The sequence below is a fragment of the Haloferax prahovense DSM 18310 genome (assembly GCF_000336815.1).
GTDB lineage: Archaea > Halobacteriota > Halobacteria > Halobacteriales > Haloferacaceae > Haloferax > Haloferax prahovense.
This window is the reverse complement of record NZ_AOLG01000047.1, coordinates 20,626-42,369: the sequence shown is the minus strand read 5'-3', so window position 1 is coordinate 42,369 and position 21,744 is coordinate 20,626. Positions and strand designations below refer to the sequence as shown.

Annotated in this window: 26 protein-coding genes and 3 tRNA genes; 8 read left to right on the top strand and 21 right to left on the bottom strand. The window is 65.4% G+C overall.

The features are described 5' to 3' along the window. Positions 1-130: 130 nt before the first annotated feature. The 13 genes from rpsB to C457_RS11950 all read right to left on the bottom strand — a co-directional run bounded on the left by rpsB (position 131) and on the right by C457_RS11950 (position 6,235). On the bottom strand, positions 131-913 hold the full coding sequence (gene rpsB / locus C457_RS12010; protein ID WP_004974538.1) for a 30S ribosomal protein S2: 783 nt from the start codon (positions 911-913) through the stop codon (positions 131-133). Continuing rightward, positions 910-2,109: a phosphopyruvate hydratase gene (gene eno / locus C457_RS12005; RefSeq protein WP_008094958.1), complete on the bottom strand. Its 1,200-nt coding sequence runs from the start codon at positions 2,107-2,109 to the stop codon at positions 910-912. The genes rpsB and eno overlap by 4 nt, the downstream gene beginning before the upstream one ends. Positions 2,110-2,113: 4 nt before the next feature. Beyond that, complete coding sequence (locus C457_RS12000; protein ID WP_008094957.1) at positions 2,114-2,290, bottom strand: DNA-directed RNA polymerase subunit K; 177 nt, start codon at positions 2,288-2,290, stop codon at positions 2,114-2,116. Next, positions 2,287-2,481, bottom strand: a complete 195-nt coding sequence (locus C457_RS11995) for a DNA-directed RNA polymerase subunit N (protein ID WP_004061330.1) — start codon at positions 2,479-2,481, stop codon at positions 2,287-2,289. The genes C457_RS12000 and C457_RS11995 overlap by 4 nt, the downstream gene beginning before the upstream one ends. 12 nt (positions 2,482-2,493) lie before the next feature. Then, positions 2,494-2,892 (bottom strand): 30S ribosomal protein S9, encoded by a 399-nt coding sequence (locus C457_RS11990; protein ID WP_004043023.1) that lies wholly within the window; start codon positions 2,890-2,892, stop codon positions 2,494-2,496. Then, positions 2,886-3,323, bottom strand: a complete 438-nt coding sequence (locus C457_RS11985) for a 50S ribosomal protein L13 (protein ID WP_004974520.1) — start codon at positions 3,321-3,323, stop codon at positions 2,886-2,888. The genes C457_RS11990 and C457_RS11985 overlap by 7 nt, the downstream gene beginning before the upstream one ends. Then, entirely contained in the window at positions 3,320-3,670 is a 351-nt protein-coding gene (locus C457_RS11980; protein ID WP_004043025.1) for a 50S ribosomal protein L18e, read from the bottom strand. The genes C457_RS11985 and C457_RS11980 overlap by 4 nt, the downstream gene beginning before the upstream one ends. Before the next feature lie 26 nt (positions 3,671-3,696). Then, positions 3,697-3,781, bottom strand: a tRNA-Leu gene (locus C457_RS11975). A 143-nt stretch (positions 3,782-3,924) separates the two neighbouring features. Further along, positions 3,925-4,704: a DNA-directed RNA polymerase subunit D gene (locus C457_RS11970; RefSeq protein WP_008094951.1), complete on the bottom strand. Its 780-nt coding sequence runs from the start codon at positions 4,702-4,704 to the stop codon at positions 3,925-3,927. A 6-nt stretch (positions 4,705-4,710) separates the two neighbouring features. Beyond that, positions 4,711-5,103 (bottom strand): 30S ribosomal protein S11, encoded by a 393-nt coding sequence (locus C457_RS11965; RefSeq protein ID WP_008094950.1) that lies wholly within the window; start codon positions 5,101-5,103, stop codon positions 4,711-4,713. Further along, complete coding sequence (locus C457_RS11960; protein WP_008094949.1) at positions 5,100-5,627, bottom strand: 30S ribosomal protein S4; 528 nt, start codon at positions 5,625-5,627, stop codon at positions 5,100-5,102. Before C457_RS11960 ends, C457_RS11965 begins: the two co-directional genes overlap by 4 nt. Beyond that, complete coding sequence (locus C457_RS11955) at positions 5,624-6,127, bottom strand: 30S ribosomal protein S13 (RefSeq protein ID WP_008094948.1); 504 nt, start codon at positions 6,125-6,127, stop codon at positions 5,624-5,626. Before C457_RS11955 ends, C457_RS11960 begins: the two co-directional genes overlap by 4 nt. Positions 6,128-6,150: 23 nt before the next feature. Further along, positions 6,151-6,235, bottom strand: a tRNA-Ser gene (locus tag C457_RS11950). A 206-nt stretch (positions 6,236-6,441) separates the two neighbouring features. On the opposite strand from C457_RS11950, the gene C457_RS11945 reads away from it, so the two are divergent. Then, positions 6,442-6,792: a thioredoxin family protein gene (locus C457_RS11945; RefSeq protein WP_008094947.1), complete on the top strand. Its 351-nt coding sequence runs from the start codon at positions 6,442-6,444 to the stop codon at positions 6,790-6,792. Between the two features lie 30 nt (positions 6,793-6,822). Here the strand turns inward: C457_RS11945 and C457_RS11940 are convergent, their stop codons facing one another. The 6 genes from C457_RS11940 to moaA all read right to left on the bottom strand — a co-directional run bounded on the left by C457_RS11940 (position 6,823) and on the right by moaA (position 14,422). Further along, a complete protein-coding gene (locus C457_RS11940; RefSeq protein ID WP_008094946.1) occupies positions 6,823-7,539 on the bottom strand; it encodes a TetR/AcrR family transcriptional regulator in 717 nt (238 codons plus the stop codon). 20 nt (positions 7,540-7,559) lie between these two features. After that, positions 7,560-8,021, bottom strand: coding sequence for a zinc ribbon domain-containing protein (locus tag C457_RS11935; RefSeq protein ID WP_008094945.1), 462 nt, complete (start codon positions 8,019-8,021; stop codon positions 7,560-7,562). Positions 8,022-8,218: 197 nt separating this feature from the next. After that, entirely contained in the window at positions 8,219-10,696 is a 2,478-nt protein-coding gene (locus C457_RS11930) for an efflux RND transporter permease subunit (protein ID WP_008094944.1), read from the bottom strand. 21 nt (positions 10,697-10,717) lie between these two features. Next, positions 10,718-12,343: a COG1361 S-layer family protein gene (locus C457_RS11925; RefSeq protein ID WP_049913568.1), complete on the bottom strand. Its 1,626-nt coding sequence runs from the start codon at positions 12,341-12,343 to the stop codon at positions 10,718-10,720. A 174-nt stretch (positions 12,344-12,517) separates the two neighbouring features. Beyond that, entirely contained in the window at positions 12,518-13,405 is an 888-nt protein-coding gene (locus C457_RS11920) for a universal stress protein (protein WP_008094940.1), read from the bottom strand. 54 nt (positions 13,406-13,459) lie between these two features. Then, positions 13,460-14,422, bottom strand: coding sequence for a GTP 3',8-cyclase MoaA (gene moaA, locus C457_RS11915; RefSeq protein ID WP_008094938.1), 963 nt, complete (start codon positions 14,420-14,422; stop codon positions 13,460-13,462). A 259-nt stretch (positions 14,423-14,681) separates the two neighbouring features. Between moaA and C457_RS11910 the strand changes: the two genes are divergently transcribed. The 5 genes from C457_RS11910 (at position 14,682) to C457_RS11890 (ending at position 17,909) form a co-directional block, all read left to right on the top strand. Then, a complete protein-coding gene (locus C457_RS11910; protein WP_004974495.1) occupies positions 14,682-15,722 on the top strand; it encodes an Mrp/NBP35 family ATP-binding protein in 1,041 nt (346 codons plus the stop codon). After that, positions 15,719-16,036, top strand: a complete 318-nt coding sequence (locus C457_RS11905) for a hypothetical protein (protein ID WP_008094935.1) — start codon at positions 15,719-15,721, stop codon at positions 16,034-16,036. Before C457_RS11910 ends, C457_RS11905 begins: the two co-directional genes overlap by 4 nt. A gap of 255 nt (positions 16,037-16,291) precedes the next feature. After that, a complete protein-coding gene (locus tag C457_RS11900; protein ID WP_008094933.1) occupies positions 16,292-16,927 on the top strand; it encodes a uracil-DNA glycosylase in 636 nt (211 codons plus the stop codon). Positions 16,928-17,023: 96 nt separating this feature from the next. Continuing rightward, positions 17,024-17,779, top strand: coding sequence for a hypothetical protein (locus C457_RS11895; protein ID WP_008094931.1), 756 nt, complete (start codon positions 17,024-17,026; stop codon positions 17,777-17,779). Between the two features lie 46 nt (positions 17,780-17,825). Next, positions 17,826-17,909: transfer RNA gene (locus C457_RS11890), tRNA-Ser, on the top strand. Between the two features lie 349 nt (positions 17,910-18,258). Here the strand turns inward: C457_RS11890 and C457_RS11885 are convergent. Then, complete coding sequence (locus C457_RS11885; RefSeq protein WP_008094930.1) at positions 18,259-18,990, bottom strand: GNAT family N-acetyltransferase; 732 nt, start codon at positions 18,988-18,990, stop codon at positions 18,259-18,261. Between the two features lie 146 nt (positions 18,991-19,136). Between C457_RS11885 and C457_RS11880 the strand changes: the two genes are divergently transcribed. Beyond that, positions 19,137-19,457: a DUF5785 family protein gene (locus C457_RS11880; RefSeq protein WP_008094928.1), complete on the top strand. Its 321-nt coding sequence runs from the start codon at positions 19,137-19,139 to the stop codon at positions 19,455-19,457. A 36-nt stretch (positions 19,458-19,493) separates the two neighbouring features. On the opposite strand, the gene udk is transcribed toward C457_RS11880, so the two are convergent. Further along, entirely contained in the window at positions 19,494-20,189 is a 696-nt protein-coding gene (udk, locus tag C457_RS11875) for a uridine kinase (protein WP_008094926.1), read from the bottom strand. A gap of 186 nt (positions 20,190-20,375) precedes the next feature. Between udk and C457_RS11870 the strand changes: the two genes are divergently transcribed. Next, positions 20,376-21,689: an ABC transporter substrate-binding protein gene (locus tag C457_RS11870; protein ID WP_049913567.1), complete on the top strand. Its 1,314-nt coding sequence runs from the start codon at positions 20,376-20,378 to the stop codon at positions 21,687-21,689. The last annotated feature ends 55 nt before the right edge of the window (positions 21,690-21,744 follow it).

Here is a 21,744-nt window from a genome sequence, read left to right as displayed (position 1 = left end):
AAACCGTTTGCGGCGGGCGCGATGCGCACGGCTCTCGGGTCGGCGTCGCTGTACCGCTATCGAACCGAGAGAACGCGCCGCCGCTCACCGGGCGGGCGTCAGAAAAGTCGAGTCGAAATGTCGTCCCGAACTACAGTTCGGCCTCGAAGTCTTCGAGGGCGTAGACCGTGTCGGAGCCGCGGCGGTCGAGCGTCTCGTTGGCGAGGAGCCAGTAGACGACCGACAGCGCGCGCCGACCCTTGTTGTTCGTCGGGACGACGAGGTCGACGTTCGACGTCTGGTTGTTGGAGTCGCACATCGCGATGACCGGGATGCCGACCGTGATGGCCTCCTTGACGGCCTGCGCGTCACCAATCGGGTCGGTGACGACGACCACGTCGGGTTCGATGTAGCCGGCGTAGTCGGGGTTCGTCAGGGTTCCCGGGATGAAGCGGCCCGTGCGGGCGCGAGCGCCGACGGCGTCGGCGAACTTCTCGGCCGGGAAGCGACCGTACTGGCGGGAGGACGTGACCAGAATCTGCTCCGGACTGTAGTTCGCGAGGAAGTCCGCGGCGGTGCGGATTCGCGAGTCCGTCTGGCTGACGTCGAGCACGTAGAGCCCGTCGTCGCGGACACGGTGGATGAACCGGACCATGTCCTTGGTCTTCTGCTGGGTACCGATGTGGACACCGGCGGCCAGGTAGTCCTCGACCGGGATGAGCAGGTCGGCGTCTTCGTCGGGCATAACGTCCTCGTCGAAGGCCGGTTCCGGCTCTGCTTCTTCGGCTTCGGCGGCTTCGTCGGCCGCCTCGGCGGTCTCTGCTGTCTCGTCTTCGGTGGCGGCCTCGGCGGGTTCCGTCTCGGCGACCGCTTCGGTCTCCGTCTCGGGTTCCTCGTCGGCGACCTCCACCGCGTCGTTTTCGTTGTCGCTCATACTGCGTCGTCCGCGATGCGGATGAGTTCGTTCAGTTTGGCGGTTCGCTCGCCCTGCACCGTGCCAGTCTTGATGAACGGCGCGTCGGTTGCGACGGCGAGGTGTGCGATGGTCGCGTCTTCCGTCTCACCGGAGCGGTGAGAGATGACGGCGTCCATTCCGTTTCGGGAGGCCAGTTCGACAGCGTCGAACGCGTCGGTCAGCGTCCCGATCTGGTTCGGCTTGATGAGGATGGAGTTCGCGGCGCCCACGTCGATGCCGTCCTGCAGACGGTCGACGTTGGTGACGAACAGGTCGTCACCGCAGATGAGCGTGCGGTCGCCCACGCGCTCTGTGAGTTCCGCGAAGCCCTCGTAGTCGTTCTCGTCGAGGGGGTCTTCGACGTAGACGAGGTCGTACTCGTCGACCATCTCGGCGACGTAGTCGATCTGCTCGTCGGTCGTCTTCGTCTCGTCACCGTAGTGGTAGACGCCATCTTCGAACATCTCCGAGGCCGCGATGTCGAGACCGAAGCGAATCTCGAAGCCGAGTTCGTCCTCGACGTCGGATACCGCTTCGCCCATGATTTCGAACGCGTCGGCGTCGGATACCGGCGGTGCCCACGCACCCTCGTCGCCCTTCGCGGCGGGCACGCCGCGCTCGTCGAGAATCTCGGACGCGCGGGCGTGGACCTTCGCGTTGGCGAAGACGGCTTCGGAGACGCTCGGCGCGCCGACCGGCGCGGCGAGGAACTCCTGAATGTTCGTCGCTTCTTTGGCGTGTTCACCGCCACCGATGACGTTCCCGAGCGGCGTCGGGAAGTTGTCGCCGCGGAACGCGCCGCCGAGGTGCTGGTACAGGGGTGCACCGAGCACGTCGGCACCGGCCTTGGCGGCCGCCATCGAGATGGCGACCGCACTGTTCGCGCCGATTTCCGAGAAGTTCTCGGAGCCGTCTGCGGCGCGGAGCGTCGCGTCGACCTCACGCTGGTTGCCCGCGTGGACCTCGTCCACGAGTCGGGGAACGGCGTGTCGCCGCGCGGCGGCGATTGCTTCGGTCGGCGGCAGTTCGATTGCCTCGTACTCGCCGGTGGAGGCCCCGCTCGGGGCCGCAGCGCGACCGAACCCACCGGATTCGGTGAGCACGTCGGCTTCGACCGTCGGGTTCCCACGGGAGTCGAGCACGCGGCGCAGAGCTACGGATGTGATTCGAGTCATGTTGTCACTTACCCTCTCGTTTGACGGTGAACGGAAGTACACCTGCGTCGTACTCCTCAGCGGCGATTAATATCGGTTCGGTCTGTTCCGAATCGACGAGAACGGGTGCACCGTAGGAGACCTGCAGCGCTCGTGCGCCGAGGATTCGTGCCTTCTCGTATCGGTTGTACCGTTGAATCATTGGTAGGGAGATACGACGTCCACGAGGTCCTTGTGCGACACCATCATCCGCCGGCAGCAGGCACGCGTGACTCCGAGGTCGTCGAGGACGTCAGCGGGGTCCTCGTCTCCCTCGCGAGCACGGGCTTTGAACTCGTCCCAGTGTTCGCCGATCACTGTGCCGCAGGTGAAACACCGGACGGGAATCATCATGGTTAGATCACCTCAGCGGTAGGACTTCTGGTAACGAGCGCGCGCGCCCGGTCCGCCCCACTTCTTGGGTTCGGACTGGCGGACGTCGTTGACCAGAAGCGAGCGGTCGAACTCCATGTACGCGTCGCGAAGCTCCGCGTCGTTCAGGTACTGCACCAGGCCACGAGCGAGCGCGGTGCGGACTGCGTCGGCCTGACCGGCCACGCCGCCGCCGTTGACGCGCACGTCGATGTCGACCTGCGAGCGGAGGTCCTCGCCTGCGATGCGGAACGGTTCCAGCATCTTGAGGCGGGCCATCTCCGGCTCGACCAGCTCGACCGGCTGGGAGTTGATTCGGACTCGACCTTCGCCCTCGCGCACGGTGGCGCGGGCGATTGCGGTCTTCTTCTTACCGGACGTGTTCGTTACCATGTGACGTTAGCACCCAGCTTCTCGGAGACCTCTCCGAGCGAGATGAACTTGATGTTCGAAAGTCGGTCCAGCGAGGTGTCTTCGAGCATCTCGCCGTCTTCGTCGTACGGATTGCCGACGTAGACGCGGACGTTCGAGAGCGCCTCGCGGCCGCGGGGCTTCTTGTACGGAAGCATGCCGCGGATGGCACGCTTGAAGATGCGGTCGGGACGCTTCGGGTAGTACGGACCCTGGTCCGAACCGACTTCGACGCGCTTTCTGTACTTGGCCATCACGTCCTGTTCCGAGCCCGTGATGACGGCGTCTTCAGCGTTGACGACGGCGACCGTCTCCCCTGCGAGGGCGCGCTGTGCGACCTCCGAGGCGACGCGGCCGACGATGCAGTTTCGAGCGTCGACAACGACGTCTGCGTCGAATTCTGCGAGGCTCATCGGATCACCCGTACGTTGGACCCGTCGGGGTTCTGTTCAGCGAGTTGTTCTAGCGTCACGGTGTCGCCGACCTGCTCGATCTTCTTTCGAGCGGTGGACGAGAAGTCCACGGCCGCGACTGTGACGTTCTTCTGCAGCACACCGCTACCCAGCACCTTGCCGGGCACGACGACGGTCTCGTCTTCCTGAGCGTATCGTTCGATACGACCAAGGTTGACTTCCGCGTGGGTGCGCCGTGGCTTTTCGAGACGGTCCGCGACATCCTGCCAGACGTTGGCACCGGACTCACGCGAGACCGCCTTCAGCTCGGCGATGAGACTGTTGAGTCTCGGGTTCGTCTTACTCATTGTCTACCTCCAGAGAGAAAGCGGAGTGCAGGGAGCAGGATTTGAACCTGCGGACTCCTATGAGACAGCGCCCTGAACGCTGCGCCGTTGGCCAGACTTGGCTATCCCTGCAAGCATTCCGCTGTACTTCATGCCCCGTAAAAACACCTTCGGTCCGACCCGCCGCCGTGAGCGAGTCACACGCCACGCTATCGGTGGTCGTGACCCCTCGCGGGGCGGGCGAACGTCGGTGTTGAGACGGGGCAGTATTCATCTTACAGTGCGACCTTCTCTTCGAGCTCGGCCGCGCGGTCGCCCAAGGAGGCGACAGCGCGAGTCACGAGCTCGTCGACGTCGAACGAACCGTCCGTCTCCACACTGAAGACGAACGCTCCGGGCACGTCGTGTACTTCGACCTCTTTACCGGGGTACCGCTCCGTCAGGTCGTTGCCGAACGTTTCGGTTGCGACGAGGTCGCCGTCTTCGGCGTCCCCCTCGGCGTGCTCCGCCGCGGCCTCTTCGATGACGCCGCGGAGGATGTTCGGCTCCTGTTCATCGAACTCGCCGGCGTCGCCGACGACCTCCACGCGCTGGAGGTGTCGATAGCCGACGGCGACCCCGCCTTGGTTCTTGGCGTGGTCCTTTCCGTAGCCGAGGACGGCGTCGGCCTCGAACTCGAGGCGCTGGCCCTCCTTCAGCTCGATGATGGGGATGTTCTCGTCCGCCGGGACGACCATGTCGTCCGCGGATTCGATGTCCCCGGAGTAGGCGGTTGCCGGCCCGTCGACTTCGAGCGCGACGGTGACGGTGTCACCGGGTTCGAAGTCGCCGAGAGGCGTGGTCAACGGAACCAGACCGAGACGAAGCCCGATCATCTCGTCGAACATGACCGAGGTGTTCTCCACGAACCGAACGGTGTCGATGGAGAACGTCGGCACGTCGGCGACCATCGCCCGGCGAATGCCGTTGGCTAGCGCCGGGGTCAGACCGCGCGCGACGAAACGGGCGCGTCGGTCTTCGCGTTCGATGAACTCGACCTGGAAGTCGTTTACCATGGTGTGTTAGAGTCGGCTGTTTTTCGGCGCGCGAGTTCCGTCGTGCGGAATCGGCGTCACGTCCTCGATGCGACCGATCTCGAGACCGGCGCGAGCGAGGGCGCGAATCGTTGCCTGTGCGCCGGGTCCGGGGCTCTTGTTACGGTTGCCACCGGGACCGCGGACACGGACGTGCAGACCGGCGATACCGGCCGCCTTGATCTGGTCGGCGACGCTCTCTGCCATCTGCATGGCCGCGTACGGAGATGCCTCGTCACGGTTCTGCTTGACGACGGAACCGCCGGACGACTTGACGATCGTCTCGGCGCCCGTGATGTCAGTCACCGTGATGAGCGTGTTGTTGAACGATGCGTGGACGTGGGCGATTCCCCACTTGTCACCGGTTTCGGATTCGCTCATTCTTGGGCCTCCGCGCGCTCAGGGTGCAGTTCGTCCGCGAGCTTCGACGTCTCGTCGAACGCCACGGTGTCCTCTTCGTCGACCTCGACCTTTCGGGAGGGGACGGTCGTCCGAGCACCGCCGACGGTCACGTGACCGTGGACGATGAACTGACGGGCCTGCTGGGGCGTCTGTGCGAGCCCCTTGCGGTAGGCGACCGTCTGGAACCGACGTTCGAGGATGTCGGTCACGTCGAGACGCAGCGTCTGGGAGATGTCGTCCTCCGCAGAGAGGATGCCGTAGCGGCGCATGCGCGCCATGAACTCGGCACCGAGCGACTCGGCCTCTTCGACGTCACCCTGGGCCTCGCCGAGGAGGCGTCGCGCCTCGCGGCGGAGGTTGCGCAGTTCGGACTGCGCGCGCCAGAGTTCTTCCTTGTTCTTGAGACCGTACCGAGAGAGGAGGTCCGATTCCTGCGCGATACGCTCGCCCTGGAACGGGTGGTTCGGGGTCTCGTAGAACTTGGTGTTGTTACCCGTCGTCATTCTTCAGCCTGCGCCTCCTTGATCTCCTCGACGTTGACACCGATGGTGCCTTCGGTACGTCCAGTGGACTTCGTCCGCTGGCCGCGAACCTTCTGGCCGCGCTGGTGTCGAACGCCCTTGTAGGAGCTGATCATCTTCATGCGGTTGATATCATGCCGCCGCTTTTCTTCGAGGTCCGAACCCGTAATGTGGTCGGTCTCACCGGAGAAGAAGTCCTTCCGTCGGTTTGCCATCCACTCGGGGGCGTGGTCCTCAAAGTTCTCGACGACATCGACAACGGCGTCGATCTCGTCTTCGGGAAGCTTACCGAACAGCGCCGTTCGGTCCACTTCCGCGGCGTCGGCGATGATGCGCGCTGTGCGCTTGCCGATACCCTTCATGTCCGACAGACTGCGCTCTACCGTCTTCGTTCCGTCAAGGTCGGTCTGACCAATTCGGATGAAGTAACGGAGGTCCTCTTCCTCCTCCGGAGAGCCGTCCTGTGGTTCTTCTGCACTCATGACTTTGGAAGTCGTGTTGTGAGCGTTGCGGCGGGGATTCGAACCCCGGGGGCTTGACGCCACTGAGTTAGCAACCCAGCGCCTTGGGCCAGGCTTGGCTACCGCAACACTTCGGTCGTGTTAGTTTCGCCCTTCCGGACTCGGGGACGACATTCCCCTACATCGATTGCATCCGTTACGAGACGGGGGCATTACTTAAACATCACGAAAGGGGCCTCGCGTGAGAGCCCGAGTCACCGTCGCTCGCCGTCGAACTGTGGGGTGTTACACAATCTCACCAAAATCATAATAACTACGGTTACGTATTCCGCTCAATGAGTTCGACAGAGTCCGCTACCGAGGCGACGAAGCCGGTCCGAATCGAGACCGCCGAAGAGCTCGACGCCCTCGTGGCCGAACACGACCGCGTCCTCCTCGACATCTACACCAAGGGCTGCACGCTGTGTCAGAGCATCGAGCCGGTGCTGGGCAACGTCGCGAAGGCGACCGACGTGGTCGTCGCGATGATAAATCCGCAGACGGACATGTCGGTCGCGGAACGGTACACGATTCGGAGCGTCCCGACGCTCCTCCTGTTCGAGGACGGCGAACTCGTCGACCGCCTCGCCGACGGGTTTCAGGGCGCGCAGGCGGTCGTCGACTTCGTCGAGAACGACGAGCGATAAGGAGTCCGTTCGGCACGGTGGCGACGCGGGTTACCCGTCGTAATCCGCGTCATTACCGTCGGCGTCGCGTGCGGCGGCCTCGCCCGGATGGCTCCCTTTCGGCATCACGTTGTCGAGGAGGAAGTACACCGAGTCGCGCATCGCGTACGCCGATTCGAGCCGCGTCCCGGTGACGCGCACGTCCAGGCTCCGAAAGAGGAAGGCCATCAGATTCTCGGCCATCATCTCGGCGTTCATCTCGCGGTAGTGGCCCGACTCCATCTCCCGAGCGATGAGCGTCGCGACCGTCTCGACCATGTGGGTCTCCATGCGCCGGAACTTCTTTCGGTACTGCTCGTCGTGGACGGTCTGCGTGCGGAGTTCGAAGATGGCCCGCTGGAACGGGTCAACGCTGCCGCTGTCCGCGACCGGCTCCGGAACGCCGGGAGGGACCGACTCACAGGTCGAAAGGTCGCCCTCCGGGGGGAGGACGTACTCGACGAAGTTGCGAAGCTCGGCGTCGGGGTCGTCGGCCTCCGGGTCGATGGTCTCGACGAACAGGTCGATGATGTAGTCGAGGAACGCGAGGAGCAGCTCGTCTTTGTTCTCGTAGTGGTAGTACAGAAGCGAGGTGCTCTTTTCGAACTCCGTGCCGATGTTCTTTATCGAGAGATCAGCGTAGCCGTGTTTCGCGAGCGCCCGGAGCGTGGCGTCCATAATCGCCTGCTCGGTCTCGCTTCGGCCGGTGTCGATTCGGTCGTCGTCCATGATGTGTCTCGTTGGGATTCTCAGTCGTCAGTTGGTTCGTCGAGGCGGGTGGTACACCAGTGACAGAAGTCGAGGTCGGCGTCGACCTCGCGGCCGCATTCGGGGCACGTGACGGCGTCCGAATCGGGGTCGGAAACGGCAGCCACCGAGTCGTCGGCGTCGTCGACGGCGGAGCGCGCCGCCTGCGCCTCGGCGGCCTGCCGGAGGCCGATGACGAACGCGTCGAGGACGCTCGCAAAGCTCACCGCGAGGAGGGGCAACAGCTCCGTGAGAACCGAGGTGAACTCCGAGGGAGACATCGTCTCGGCGGCGTCCAACGCCTCGAGCGTCCCCGAAGGAACGAACAGCGCGGCCACCGCGAGAACGAGGAGCACCCACATGGCGGCCCGTCGCCAGCGACGCAGGTAGATGTGGCCGAACCCGGTGAATATCAGTCCGAGTATCGCGGCGAGCCAGGGACGGAGCTTCGTGAGTGCGGACATACGTGGATTCGATTGATTCTCGCTCATGAGGGTTCCGTTCGTGGTGTGTCGTGGGAGTCGTGGGCGGGTCGCGGGCTGTTCGACGCGCGGTTCCTCGCGGGCTGTTTGGCGTGCGGTTCGTCCGTGTGGGCTGGTCTGCGAGCGATACGGGCGTGGGGGCCGGGGCAGGGGCAAACTGAATTTGGGAAGGCGATGCGTCAGGGGGATGTCGGTGCCGCGGTGGCGGTGTCCTGCTGGGTCAACCGCTCCCAGAGGACGATTGCCGAGGGCGTGACGAGGAGCGCGGTGAGATACGAGTAGAAGATACTCAGCGCGGTCACGACCCCGAACTGTCCGAGGACGGGCGTGATGGCGATGGCGAGGACGCCGAGGCCCGTGGTCGTGGTGAGCATACTCCCGGTGAGCGCGCCACCGGTCCCGCCGACGGTCAGCCGAAGCGCCTCGTCGAGGTCGTGACCTTCGGCGTTGTACTCGTCGGCGAACCGGTGGACCACGTGGGCCGAGTAGTCGATGCCCAGCCCGATGGCGATGGAGAGAATCGTCGCCGTCAGCGCGTTCAGCGGGATGCCGAGATAGCGCATCGTCCCGGCGAGGAGCGCGATGGAGACGACGATGGGCACGAGGTTCACCACGCCGAGCGTCCATTGACCTTCGAGGACCTGGTAGATGACCACCAAGAACAGCGCGGTCGCGGCGAGCGCGACGGTGAGGCTCTCGATGGCCGACAGCAAGATGGTGTCGGAGACGCCTTTGAACACGACGGTGCTTCCGGTCGCCGTGGCGTCCATGCGGAGGCGCTCGGCGACGAGTTTCCCGTCTGCGACGATGGCGTCTTGGGTGGCGTCGCCCTCGACGGTGTAGACGATGCGCGTCTGCCGGTAGTCTTCCGTGATGTACGACGACGCCTGGTCGGAGGCCGGCGAACTGAGGAGTTCGTCGTATATCGTCTCGAGGTTGTCGTCGGGGACGCCGTTACCGTTGGCGTCGTTCCGGTCGACGAGCGCGGCGAACTCGGGGTCCTGTTCCGCGTAGTTCCGGATGACCGTGACGATGCTCGTCGCCTCCGCGCGGCGGTCGTCCGTCACGAACGACTCCGGCGGGTCCTCGCCGTTGCGGTGAATCATCTCGAGGGACGAGTCCTGTCGTAACTGTCCCTCGACGTATATCGTCACGCTGTCACCCTGCGTGCTCTCGAAGTTGTCTTCGAGGTAGTTCAGGTCCTTCGTGACGGTGTAGACGCCGGGCTTGAACGGCTCGGGAAGCTGTTGGAGGTAGGCGGGTTGGTCCTCCGGCGGGAGGAAGTCCTCCTGGGAGAACGTCGTGTCGACGCCGGTCCCGTACGCGCCCGCGACGACCGTCGTGAGCAGGATGACCACGAGGAACGCTCGCGGGGCTTTCCGACCGATGACGACGCCGCCCGACAGGACGCGAGCGAGCATGCCACCCTCGCTCCCGAGGGGTTCGGAGGCGAACTCGGGCACGTTGTACTTCTCGCGGAGTTCGTCGGCGTAGAGCTTCGCCGCCGGAAGGAACACCCCGAAGACGAGGAACGTGAAGATGATACCGACTGCCGCGACGAGACCGAAGTCGCGGATGGGCGCGAGGTCGCTCGTGGCGTTCGCGAGGAACCCGAGGACCGTCGTGCCGGTGACGATGAAGAACGCGACCGAGAGCTGTTTGATAGTGGTCCGCATCGAGGGGACCGGCGCGAGGTCTTTGACGCGCTCTTCGCGGTAGCGGTTCACCGCGTGGAGCCCGAAGTCGATACCGACCGCGAGCAACAGCGGCGGCACCGCGATGAGCATCTGGCTGAACGCGATGTTCGCGAGGCCCATGAACCCGAACGTCCACACGACGGCGATGACGAGCGAGACGACGCCGAGTAGCAGGTCGATGGGGTCGCGGTAGGCGACGACGAGGAACCCGAAGATGAGGAGCACCGCCGCCGGAACCACGAGCAGGAGCGAGTCGGCGATGACGTTGCCTAACTCGCCGGAGATGATGCCGCTCCCGAACACGCGGATATCGCTGTTCGAGACGGCGGTCATCGTCTGAATTTCCTCTTGGATGCCCGTCATCGGGCTGGTTCCGGAGGTACCGGCGCTCGACGAGAGGCCGGGGACCTCGTGGCTGACGACGCCGATGGTCGCGGAGGCCTCGACGGACTGGCGGTTGAAGTCGTCGCTCAGGAGCGACGAGACCTGCGGGCTCGCGGTCGCCTGCTTGGCCGCGGCGCGGACCTCGCTCGGCGAGGCCGATTCGAGCGCGCCTATCTGTTCGTCGATGGTCGTCGCCGACGGGTCGAGCGTCTGGGCGACCGTGGACGCGACGCTCGACGCGGAGGTCGCCCGGAGGTCGGGCCGGCTCAAGACGCGTTCTTGGAGCCGCAACATGTCGAGCATCGCCGGTTTGGAGAGGACGTTGTCGTCCCGTTGGATGAGTTGGGTGCTCCCCGAACTCGTCTCGAACGCGGGTGAGAACTCCCGGTTGACGTCGTCGAGCGCTTCCTGTGCGGGCGAGTCCTCGGTGAACTGCGAGGTGCCGGAGTCGGTCGAGATGTTTCCGAGTCCGGCTCCGAAGACGAGCGTCAGCACGAAGAACAGCGCCACGACTCTCCCGGGGTTCTCGACGATGAACCCGCCGAGGCGGTCGACGTACACTTCGTAGTCTATCATTGTGGGGGGAAAGTGGGGCGGTTAGCGGCGGTACCAGAGGAAGCCGACGACGCCGAGTCCGACGACGATGAGACCGCCGACGAGGGGCATCGAGAGGCCGCCGCCGCCACTCGCTTCGGTGACGTCGATGGCGACCGGATACTGGTCGGAGAGCTTGCGTTCGCCGTCCTCGTTTTCGTACTGGAAGTCGATGTCGAAGGAGTAGGCCTTCGGGTTGGCCGAGGAACCGACGCTCAGTTCGAGGGGAATCTCGGTCGACTCGCCGGGACCGAGCTCCTGGATGAACGCGGTGTCGTCGTTAAGCGTCAGCGGGCTGTCGGCGAAGGCCTTCGCGTCGATGTTGCGGTAGGTCTCGTCGCCGTTGTTGGTCACGACGAGCGTGACGGTCTGCGAGCCGCCCGCCTCGATGCTCCCGTTCTTCGCGGTCACGCCGAAGAGATTCTGCTTGGGTTTCACCTCGGCGTTCATCAAGAGGGCCTTCGACTGCTGGGTGTCGCCCTCGGAGTTGCGGTACTCGACCGTGTAGCTCAATTGCCGCTGGCCGGCGTCCGCGGAGTCGGTGACTTCCACCGAGAACGAGAAGTCCGAAGACTCGCCGACGTCGAGGGAACCGAGCGCGTACTCGGTCTCCTTGATGTTCGTGTTCGGCGACTTCGAGGAGATAGTGAGCACGGCGTCACGGGCCGTCTGCGGGCCGTCGTTCGTGAGCGTCCCGCTGACGGTGGTCTCGCGGCCGACGCGGAGCGTCGACTGCTCGGCGTCGATGGAGAACTCCTGTTCGGCCACCGGCCTCACGCCAGTGGCGATGTTCTTCGACTGCTTGGCGACGCCGTCTTCGTCTTCGTAGCTCACGCCGAGCGAGAGGGCGTACTGCTGGACGGCGGCGGAGGACGCGACGCTCGTCTCGTATTCGAGCTGGCGCGTCTCGTTGATGCCCCACGAGCCGGCGTACCGGGTCGCGGAAGCAGACTGACCGAACGTTATCGAGGGGTTCTGCGAGGTCGCGGTGACGGACGAGTCGAACGCGGGGAGCGTCCCGATGTTGCGCATCGTGACGGTGGTGGTCCCACTACCGCCGACCTGCGCGGTCGTGTTCACGGAGACGACCTCGAAGCGCGGGGCCTGCTCGACGACGACGGTCACGGGAATCTCCTCGGTCTTTTCCTCTTCGTTCTTCACGTCACCGTCGTCGCGGACGGACGAGTCGTGTTCGTACTTCGCGACGAGCGTCATCTCGTAGGTCCCCGGCGTGGCGTTCTCCTTGACTGAGACGGAGAACGAGGCGTCCCGCTGGGTCGCGTGCGGGATGTCGCCGACCGGGAGCGTCGCGGTGTTCACCTCGACCGGCGCGTCACCGGATTCGAGTGTGAGTCTGACGTTCCGCGTCGATTTGACCTGGGCTTCGAGCGCCGAGCGCTGTTGGTCGCTCAGCGTTCCCGAACTCTCCGACGAGGAGAACTTCCGGTACTCGCTGTCGCCGCCGTAGTTAGTCACGACGACGTTCAGGGAGGTCTCCTGCCCGGGAACGAGTTTGTTGCTCGGCGCGTACGCCTGAAGATTCGGTTCGCCGACGATACCGGCCATCGCTGGGCTCGGTACGGCGACCAAGACGACCAGCAAGACCACGAGTGCACGTGAGAGTTTCATGGAGTGTAGAGGGGTGGTGGGGTTCGGATGTTGAATCGCGTCCGCCGGTGGGGGTGGGGGAGAGACGAACGCGGTCGTACGTCCACGCCGAACGCCGGCTGACTGAACGTACAATCAACACGCTACCCTGAGTAGTGGGAACGTATAAATTGAATGGAACTTCTAAAAACTAGTTCAGCGTTTTACACTGTCTCTCACGCTCGGGGCGACGAGGACCGGAACTCCCGCGTGGCGGACGACTCGACTGGCGACGACCCCGTCGGCGCGGTGTTCCGTGCGCCGGAATCGTCGGATTTCGCGGCCGGACCTCTCAACGCCGACGACGACCACGTCGGCTCCCACCCGTTCGACGTGCGCCAGCAGTTCGGCCGCGGGCTCGCCGATTCGGACGGTTCCACCGGATTCGACGGCGTCTCTCGCGGCCGCGGCGACGACGTCGTTCAGTCGGGCTCGCGCCTCGGCTTCGAGCGCTCGGAGAGTCTCCCGCGACCCGACTGCGGCATCGCGGCCGTCAACGATGCTGAGCGGTTGGAGCGTCGCGCGGGTCGCCGCGGCGATGCGGCGGGCAAGCGGCGCAGCCGACCCCGACGACGACTCGCCGTCCGCGAGAAGCGCAACCGTCCGGTACTCCGGGTCGGTGGCCGCCGCCGGAACCGCGAGCGTCGGGACCGGCGGCGCGCCGAGAAGCCGCTCCGCGACCGACCCGACGAGAAACCGACCGGAACCGGTCTGTCCGCGCCGCCCGATGACGAGCAGGTCTCCCTCGCCGACGGCGCGCTCCACGACGGCCGCGGCCGGACCGTCGGCGACTTCCGAGGTCGCTCGGACGTCCGCGAGGAGCGCACGACGGACGACCGCGCTGACGGCCTCCTCCGCTTCGAAAGCAGCGCTTACGGACGGTTCGGCGGTCTCGGCGGCGGCGGCCGGCGACGTGCCGGTCGCGGAGACGACGTGGAGCGGCGCGTCGAGGACGCGGGCGAGAAACAGCGCGTGGGTCGCGGCCGTTCTCGCGGGTTCGCTTCCGTCCGTCGCAAGGACCACCCGCTCGACGGTGACAGTCATGGGCTCCGAAAAGTCGTCGGAGGAGAAAAGCTCGCGCGTCGGGACGGTCGCCGCTCAGGCCCCGATGTACTCTTCGTTGATGGTCCAGCCGTCGTCGCCGTCGCGGACGAGGTACTCGCCGTAGTACGGCACGCGGTTGGCGACGACCGCCTCGAACGTCTCGCGGATTTCCTCCCGCGTCATCTCGCCCATCGGGCGCAGGTCGTCGTTGCGGTTGAGACAGCCCTTGAGATATCCTTGGTGTGTTACGCGCACGCGATGGCAGTTGGCGCAGAACTCGGGGTTCTCGACGGGGTCGACGATTTCGACCATCCCCTCGCCGACGTAGTAGCGGCGGCGGTGGTGCATGTCGCGGACTTCGACCTCGTCGGCGAGGTCGGCCAGCCAGCGGTGGACCCGTTCGATGTCGATGTTCCACTCCGGGCGGCCCGTCAGTTCGGGCATGTACTGGATGAGTTGGAGCTGTAGCCCCTCGTTCTCGGCGACGTACTCGACCATCTCCTCGACGTGGCCCGCGGTCTTCGTGAACACGACCATGTTGAGTTTCACGGGCGTGAGGCCGGCATCGACCGCGGCTTTGACGCCCTCCATCACCTTGTCGTACGCGCCGGACTTCGTGATTTGAGCGAACGCCTCGGGGTCGAGAGCGTCCTGCGAGACGTTCACGCGGTCGAGTCCGGCCGCGACGAGGTCCTCGGCGCGGTCGCCGAGGAACGTCCCGTTGGTGGTGAGCGACGTCTCCATCGAGTCCGGCGTCCGCCGGATAATCTCTTCGAGGTCCGAGCGGAGCATCGGCTCGCCCCCGGTGAACTTCACCTTCTCGACGCCGTACCCCTCGACGACTTCGAGAAAGCGAACCACGTCGTCGGCGCTCATCTCCTCGTCGGCGGGGTCCATCGGCCCGCGCGTGTCGCCCAAGCCCTCGTTGTGGCAGTAGACGCAATCGAAGTTACACCGGTCAGTCAGAGAGATTCGAACGCCGGTTACCTCGCGGCCAAAGTCGTCCACCAGCACCATATACCGAATCCTGGAAGCGTACGTTGATAAATTCGCTGTCGATGACTGGGGCGGCGTAACTGGATTGGGTTACGGCCGCCGCATCCCGAACCCGGTGGCGGTCAGGGCAGTGACGCCCCGCAGCCGCACGGGTCGACGACGCTCCGCAGTCGGCCAGAATCCGGCGCGACCCGCGGTGGGACGGGTCGTCAATTGCGTCCGTCACTGCGCGACGGGACCTTACAAAACCCTTATCGGCCGCACCGCCGGAGTGACGGACATGGACGAAGCCGACGTACGCGACCGCTTGCGTGCGGTCGAGGACCCCGAACTCGGAGACGACATCGTCTCGCTCGGGCTGGTGAACGCCGTCGAGGTCGACGGCGACACCGCCCGCATCTCGCTCGCGCTCGGTGCCCCGTACTCTCCGGCGGAGACGGACATCGGCCGTCGAATCCGCGAGGTACTCGCCGAGGACGGGCTGGAGGCCGACCTCACCGCCAAGATTCCGAGCGACCGCGACCCCGACGAGGAGGTCCTCCCCGGCGTGAAGAACATCATCGCCGTCGCCTCCGGGAAGGGCGGCGTCGGGAAGTCGACGGTCGCCGTGAACCTCGCGGCCGGCCTCTCGAAGCTCGGCGCGCGCGTTGGCCTGTTCGACGCCGACATCTACGGGCCGAACGTCCCGCGGATGGTCGCCGCCGAGGAAGCGCCGCAGGCGACTCAAGACCAGACCATCGTCCCGCCGGAGAAGTACGGGATGAAGCTCATGTCGATGGCGTTCCTCGTCGGCGACGACGACCCGGTCATCTGGCGCGGCCCGATGGTCCACCAGCTTCTCACGCAGCTCGTCGAGGACGTGGAGTGGGGCAGCCTCGACTACCTCGTTCTCGACCTGCCGCCGGGCACGGGCGACACCCAACTGTCCATCCTTCAGACGCTCCCGCTCACGGGTGCGGTCATCGTCACGACCCCGCAGAACGTCGCCCTCGACGACGCCAACAAGGGGCTCCGGATGTTCGGCAAGCACGACACGAACGTCCTCGGCATCGTCGAAAACATGAGCACGTTCCGGTGTCCCGACTGCGGGAACCGCCACGACATCTTCGGCGCGGGCGGCGGCCGTGAGTTCGCGGCCTCGAACGACCTGCCGTTCCTCGGGGCGCTCCCGCTCGACCCGGCCGTCCGCGAGGGCGGCGACGGCGGCAAGCCCATCGTCCTCGAAGACGGCGACGAGACCGCCGACGCGTTCCGCGTGATGACCGAGAACATCGCCGACATGGTCGGCGTCGTCCAGCGGCGGACCGTCAGCGAGCGATGAGCGACGACGGACGGCCCGACGCGGGCGGGGACGCCGATGCGGATGCGAGTTCAGACGCGGACCCCGACGAGGTCGACTGGGAGATGGCCCCGGACTCCGACGCCGACTTCCCCGCGGACCCAGAGCGCGTCGCGTTCCTCCGCGACATCGCCGACGACATCTACGGCGAGTCCTCCGAGAGCCGGCAGGTGTCGGCCATCCTCTACCGCGTCAGCGACCTCTACGACCCCGACGGCGACACCTCGCCCGAGGAGATTTACCTGAACGTCCGCCACATCATGGACATCAAGGCGCAGGGCGGCATCGACCGCTGAACCACCTCTGACCGCCGAATCACTCCGACCGTCCGACTCGCGCTCGCCCCCGCTCGGTTCACTTCCGCTTTCCTCGACGCCGCGATTCGAGCGACTGTGCCGTCTTCGCCCGCGTCTCCTCCGATTCGCCCCGTGTTCACTTTCACCACGCACTCGCCGACTCGGTTGATCCCCGCCAGCGACGGAGCGGGATGGGACGGCCCGGCTATCTGCACGGACCGGGCGGGTTTTGGTCCCGGAGCCGAATTCGAGGGTGTGGACGCACACCAACGCCAGTTCCGGAACCCCTTCTCGATGGACACCGACTGCACGAACTGCTCGGCGCTCTGCGAGACGCGCGAGCAGGTCGTCCACGGCTACGGCGACGTGGGCGCGGAGTTCCTGTTCGTCGGCGAGGCCCCGACCGCGGCCGCGGAGCGGACGGGCGTCCCCTTCACCGGCGACGAGGCCGGAGCGCGCGTCCAGCGCATCCTCGGCGACCTCGGGTTCGTCCGGTCCGAACCGGACGCCGACGAGCCGGACGTGCAGAACGTCTTTTTCACGTACCTCACGCGCTGTCGCCACCCAGAACGGGGGCCGACCGACGACGAGGTCGCGACCTGCGAGCCCTACCTGAACGCGGAGATTCGGATGATAAACCCGCACATCATCGTCCCCGTCGGGCAGGCCGCGCTGGAGGCGCTCGCGTTCGACTACACCACGCGCGCGGCCGACAGCTTCGACGTCGACGCGGAGCACGCGACGACCATTCGCGGCCGCGGCTTCGAACTCGTCCCGATGAAGGAGCCGGAGCGATTGACCGACGCCGACGCCGAGGCGTTCGTCGAACACGTCCGCGAGTCCGTGTTCGGCCGGGACTACCGACAGACGAAGGGACGACAGAGTCGCTGAAACGGGGCGGCGCGCGGAGCGTTCCGTCCCCGCGGCCCCCCGATTCGACGGGCCACAAGCGGCGGGTTCAAGGGTTCCCCGGCGCGAGGGGAGGGTATGACGGTCATCGCCGTACTCGCCGAACCGCCGCGGCCGGGGCTGGTGCTTTCGGCACTCGCGGAGACGAGTCCGCTCACCGAAGCCGAAGCCGCGGAGCTCTACGCCGCGATGCTCAAAGACGCCTGTATCGCCGTCGAGCGCTCCGGCGGCGACCTCCTCGTCAACTACCGTACCGAGGACGACCTCCCGGACGAGTTCGCCGGGGACCACGACTCGGAAGCCGAGATTCGGAGCGTCGTCGCCGACGCCCTCGGCGGCACCGATGGCGTGCGGTTCGAACCGCAGGTCGGCTCGTCGTTCTCCGCCCGTGCGGGCAACACCGTCTCGCATCTCCTCAACGAGGAGGAGGTCCACTCGGCCGCTATCGTCCGCCCGGTCGCGCCGCTTCTCGGGCGCACCCACATCGACAGCGCGGCGATGAAGCTCCGGAGCACGCCCGTCGTCCTCGGCCCCTCGACGGAAGGGCGCGTCTACTTCTCGGGCTTCCTCGACCCCATCGATTTCACCGACGCCTACGCGGAGCCGGAAGTCGAAACGCTCGCCGAGCGCGCCGACGACGCGGGCCACGGCCTCGACTACGTCCCGATGCTTCCCGTCCTCGAAACGGGCGCGGACCTCGCCACGGTCGTGCCGATGCTCCGCTCGCGGGTCGAGTCGGAGCGGGTCGTCCCCGAGCACACGACGACGTTCGTCTTCGAAAAGGGGCTTCGGGTCGAATCGACGGACGGCGTGTTGGAGCTCGTCCGCGACTGAGCGAAGCGACAACACTTAGGTATCCGACTCAAAACTGTCGTGCGAAGGTGGGATGGCGGAGTGGCCTAACGCGCCTGCCTTGAAAGCAGGTTTCCTCACGGAATCCTGGGTTCAAATCCCAGTCCCACCGCATTCTGACGCGAACAACTCGGCGAGCACCGCGTCGCGTGTGCTCGCCGGCGTGAGCGTCGAGTCGGTCAACTGGGATTTGAAGCAGGGAGCGACGCGAACGGTGTGAGCGGAGCGAGTGGGGTTCAAATCCCAGTCCCACCGCATTCTCAGAGAACCGAGACGCGCAGGTTTAGCTGCGCGTCTCCGGTGAACGCGTGACGCGGAGACGGACTGGGATTTGAGCGAGACGAGTCGCAGCCCGAGCGGAGCGAGGGACCGTCTCGACGTTGTTCAAATCCCAGTCCCACCGCATTCTCAGAGAATCGACCGACAACCCCGCAAAAACCGACCCACTGCCGCCGCCCCGCTCAGAACCGGTACGCCATCATCACTTCGTCGACGTGCTCGTCGCCGATAGTGTAGTGGTCCCTGCGAATCGCCTCGGTCTCCCAGTCGTGGTCGCCGAGGAACTCCAGCGCGCGGTCGTTCGTCATCGGAACGCTGTTGTACACTTTCCGGAAGCCGTTGGCTTCGGCCCAGTCGAGCCCGCGGCGAAGCAGGAGGCTGCCGATGCCTGAACCACGGTACTCTCCCTTGACGCCGACGGTCTGCTGGGCGGTCTCGCGGATGCGCGACACCTGCGGGAGGTCGAGGTGCGTCCAGCCGACGACCTCCTCGCCGATGGTGGCGACGAAGAACACCCGAGACTCCACCCGGTTGTGGCGCGTGACCGTCTCGTCGTAGAGGAGCTGTTCGGCGATTGCCTCGGCGACGACGTACGTCTCTTCGGACGTCACGTCGCGAATGGCGTCGACCAGACCCTCGAAGTCGCGCTGACGGGCGGGCCGGATGGTGACGATTCCCGCGTCAGTCTGGTGTTCCTCGATAGCGCCCACGTCGAGCGCCAACTGAAGGGTGCCGCCGTCTTCTTGGAGATAGCCGCGGGATTTCAGTCGCTCCAGTTCGGTTCTGAACTCGTCGGACGAGACGGGCGCGACGTCGAGGAGGACGTTCCGTTTCGCGGTGCCGTGCCGCTCGACGTACTCGTAAATCAGCTTGCTGGCCTCGGATTCGAACGTCGGCCGCTCGGTCGCTCGCATGACTCCAAGAACGATGGCGTGCCACGCGTATATTTCTTGTTCATCGGTAGCAAACGACACGAAGGGCAGAGCTCGACCGCGGCGTTCCGCATGACAGATTCCCACAAATGCGTAACGGCTTTGAATCGGCCTGCCAACACTCGGGTATGGATTGGCCACACGACCCGGACGGCGAAGAGGGGAGCGAAGGCGGACGCAAGTACGGCCAGGCGGTCATCGCGAAGAAGATCGACGAAGACGAGGATTTCCCGCTGAACAAAGCGGAGTTCGTCGAGGAGTTCGGCGACCACCCCATCCGACTCGACTACGAGCGCGTCGTCTCGCTCGCGGACATCTTCGAGCACGTCGAAGGCGAGGAGTTCGGCGACTTCGTCGAACTGCACAAGGCAGTCGGCAAGGCGATGCGCGAAAACGACTTCTGGTTCTACGAGGGCGCAGCGCAGTTCGTCACTGGCAAGAAAGCGTAATCTTCGAGGCCCCGGTTTTCGACCCGCGACGCCGCGTTAGTTGTCGGGGCCGCGGGACGAGGTCCGCTCTTGGACTTTCCGTTCGATAGCGTCGCGCTCCCAGGTGCGCGTCTCGTCGCCTTCGACTTCCGCTTGGACTTTCTCTTCGAGCAGCGTGACGGCGACGCTGTTGGCCCCCTCGGGAATGATGAGGTCCGCGTGCTTCTTCGTCGGCTCGATGAACTGCTCGTGCATCGGCTTGACCGTCGAGAGGTACTGGTCGATGACGCCCTGAAGGTCGCGTCCGCGGTCGATGGCGTCGCGCTGGATGCGCCGGAGGATGCGAACGTCGGCGTCGGTCTCGACGTAGAGCCGGAGGTCGAGCATCTCGTTTACGTCCTCGTCGTAGAGCGCGAGAATCCCCTCGAGGATGATGACGTCGGTCGGTTCGACGGTGTTCCGCTCGGGCTTCCGGTTGTGTATCTCGAAGTCGTACTGCGGCATCTCGACCGCTCTCCCCTCCAGCAGCTCCGAGAGCTGTTCGTACAGGAGGTCCCACTCGAACGCCGAGGGGTGGTCGTAGTTCACCTGCTCGCGTTCGGTCATCTCGAGGTGGCTCTGGTCTTTGTAGTAGTTGTCAATCGGAATCCGCGTCACGGACTCGCCGACGTTCTCCGTGATGAGTCGGGCCACGGTAGTCTTGCCGGCACCGCTCCCCCCCGCGATACCGATGACGAACGACGGGATAGTCATTGTCCCAAAGACGCCCGCGAACGGGTTTGAACGCAGCGGTTCTCCGGCTTCGGCGTGTGAGTATATAAAGCACGATGTCTGACGTTCTCACACAGCCGATTCTCGCACCGCCGTCGGTCGCAATTATCGTGGCTTTTCAAACGCAGGGAGTAAATTTTATAAGCGGGAGTTGCCATTGCCTTTCACATGGTACGTGATATCGTACGCCGCGACTTCCTCAAGGGAGTGGGAGCCGCGGGCGCGGCAGGCTTGACTGGCTTATCCGGATGCATCGGTGGCGGCGGCGGTGGCGGCGGTCCCGAGGGGCTCGTCGTCATCGGCTACCCCGAAAGTGGTATTCAACTGTTCCGTGACTACTACAGCGCGTCCGACGGGAGCGAGGAGATACTCGTGCCCGACGGAATGCGCTCCGGGTCGATGCCCGGACAGGTCGGCAACGACATGGCGAACGTGACCGGGACGGCACCCGCCGCGGGCGGTCCGAACCAAGACACGTTCAACCAACTGTTCGAAGACGAGTACGGCGCGGCCCCGGGGGTCTTCACGTCGCAGACCTACGACTCGGTCGCGATTCAACTGCTCTCGAACGCCGCCGCCGGGGAGAACTCCGGCCCGGCCATCAAAGACCAGATGCGCCGGATGGCGAACCCCGATGGAATGACCGTCGGACCGGACAACCTCGTCGAGGGCATCGAGGCCGCTGCGAACGGTGAAGACATCGACTACCAGGGCGCGTCCTCGTCCGTCAACTTCGACGAGAACGGCGACCCGGCGGAAGCCGCGTACGCCATCTGGGAGTTCGACGCCGAGAACAACGCCACGTCGAGCGTCGAGACGCAGTCGTTCGCCGGCGAGAACCCCGACGGGAACGGCCCGTCCGCGGACAGCGGTCCGGGCGGTTCCGACCGCGAGATGTCGGTCGGCATCCTGCTGCCCGAAACCGGCGACCTCGCTGCCGTCGGTGCGCCGATGATTCAGGCCGCACAGATTCCTGTCATGCAGGTCAACGACGCCAACCCGGCCGGGCTCTCCGTCAACGCCCAAATCGAAGACACCCAGACGTCCCCGGACGCCGGTGTCTCCGCCGCGCAGTCGCTCGTCTCCGCGGGTGTTCCGTCCGTCTGTGGGTCCGCGTCGTCCGGCGTGAACGTCCCCGTCTCGCAGCAGGCGTTCATCCCGAACGAAATCGTCGGGTGCTCGCCGTCCTCGACGGCGCTGTCCGTCTCGAACCTCGAAGACAACGACTTCATCTTCCGAACTGCACCGTCCGACTTCCTGCAGGGCCGCGTCATGGCGCAGGTCATGGCCGAGCGCCTCGAAGTCAGTTCGGTCTCGACGCTGTACGTCAACAACGACTACGGCCAGCAGCTCTCGGAGCGCTTCTCGAACGTGTTCAGCGACTCGTTCGACGGCGAAGTGTACAACCAGGTCGCGTTCAACATCGGCGAGTCGTCGTACTCCTCCGTCATCGAGACGGCGCTCTCCGGCCCGGACAACTGAGACCGACTCGACAGACCCGACTTTTCTTTCGTCGCCGCCGACGCGAGCGGTTGCG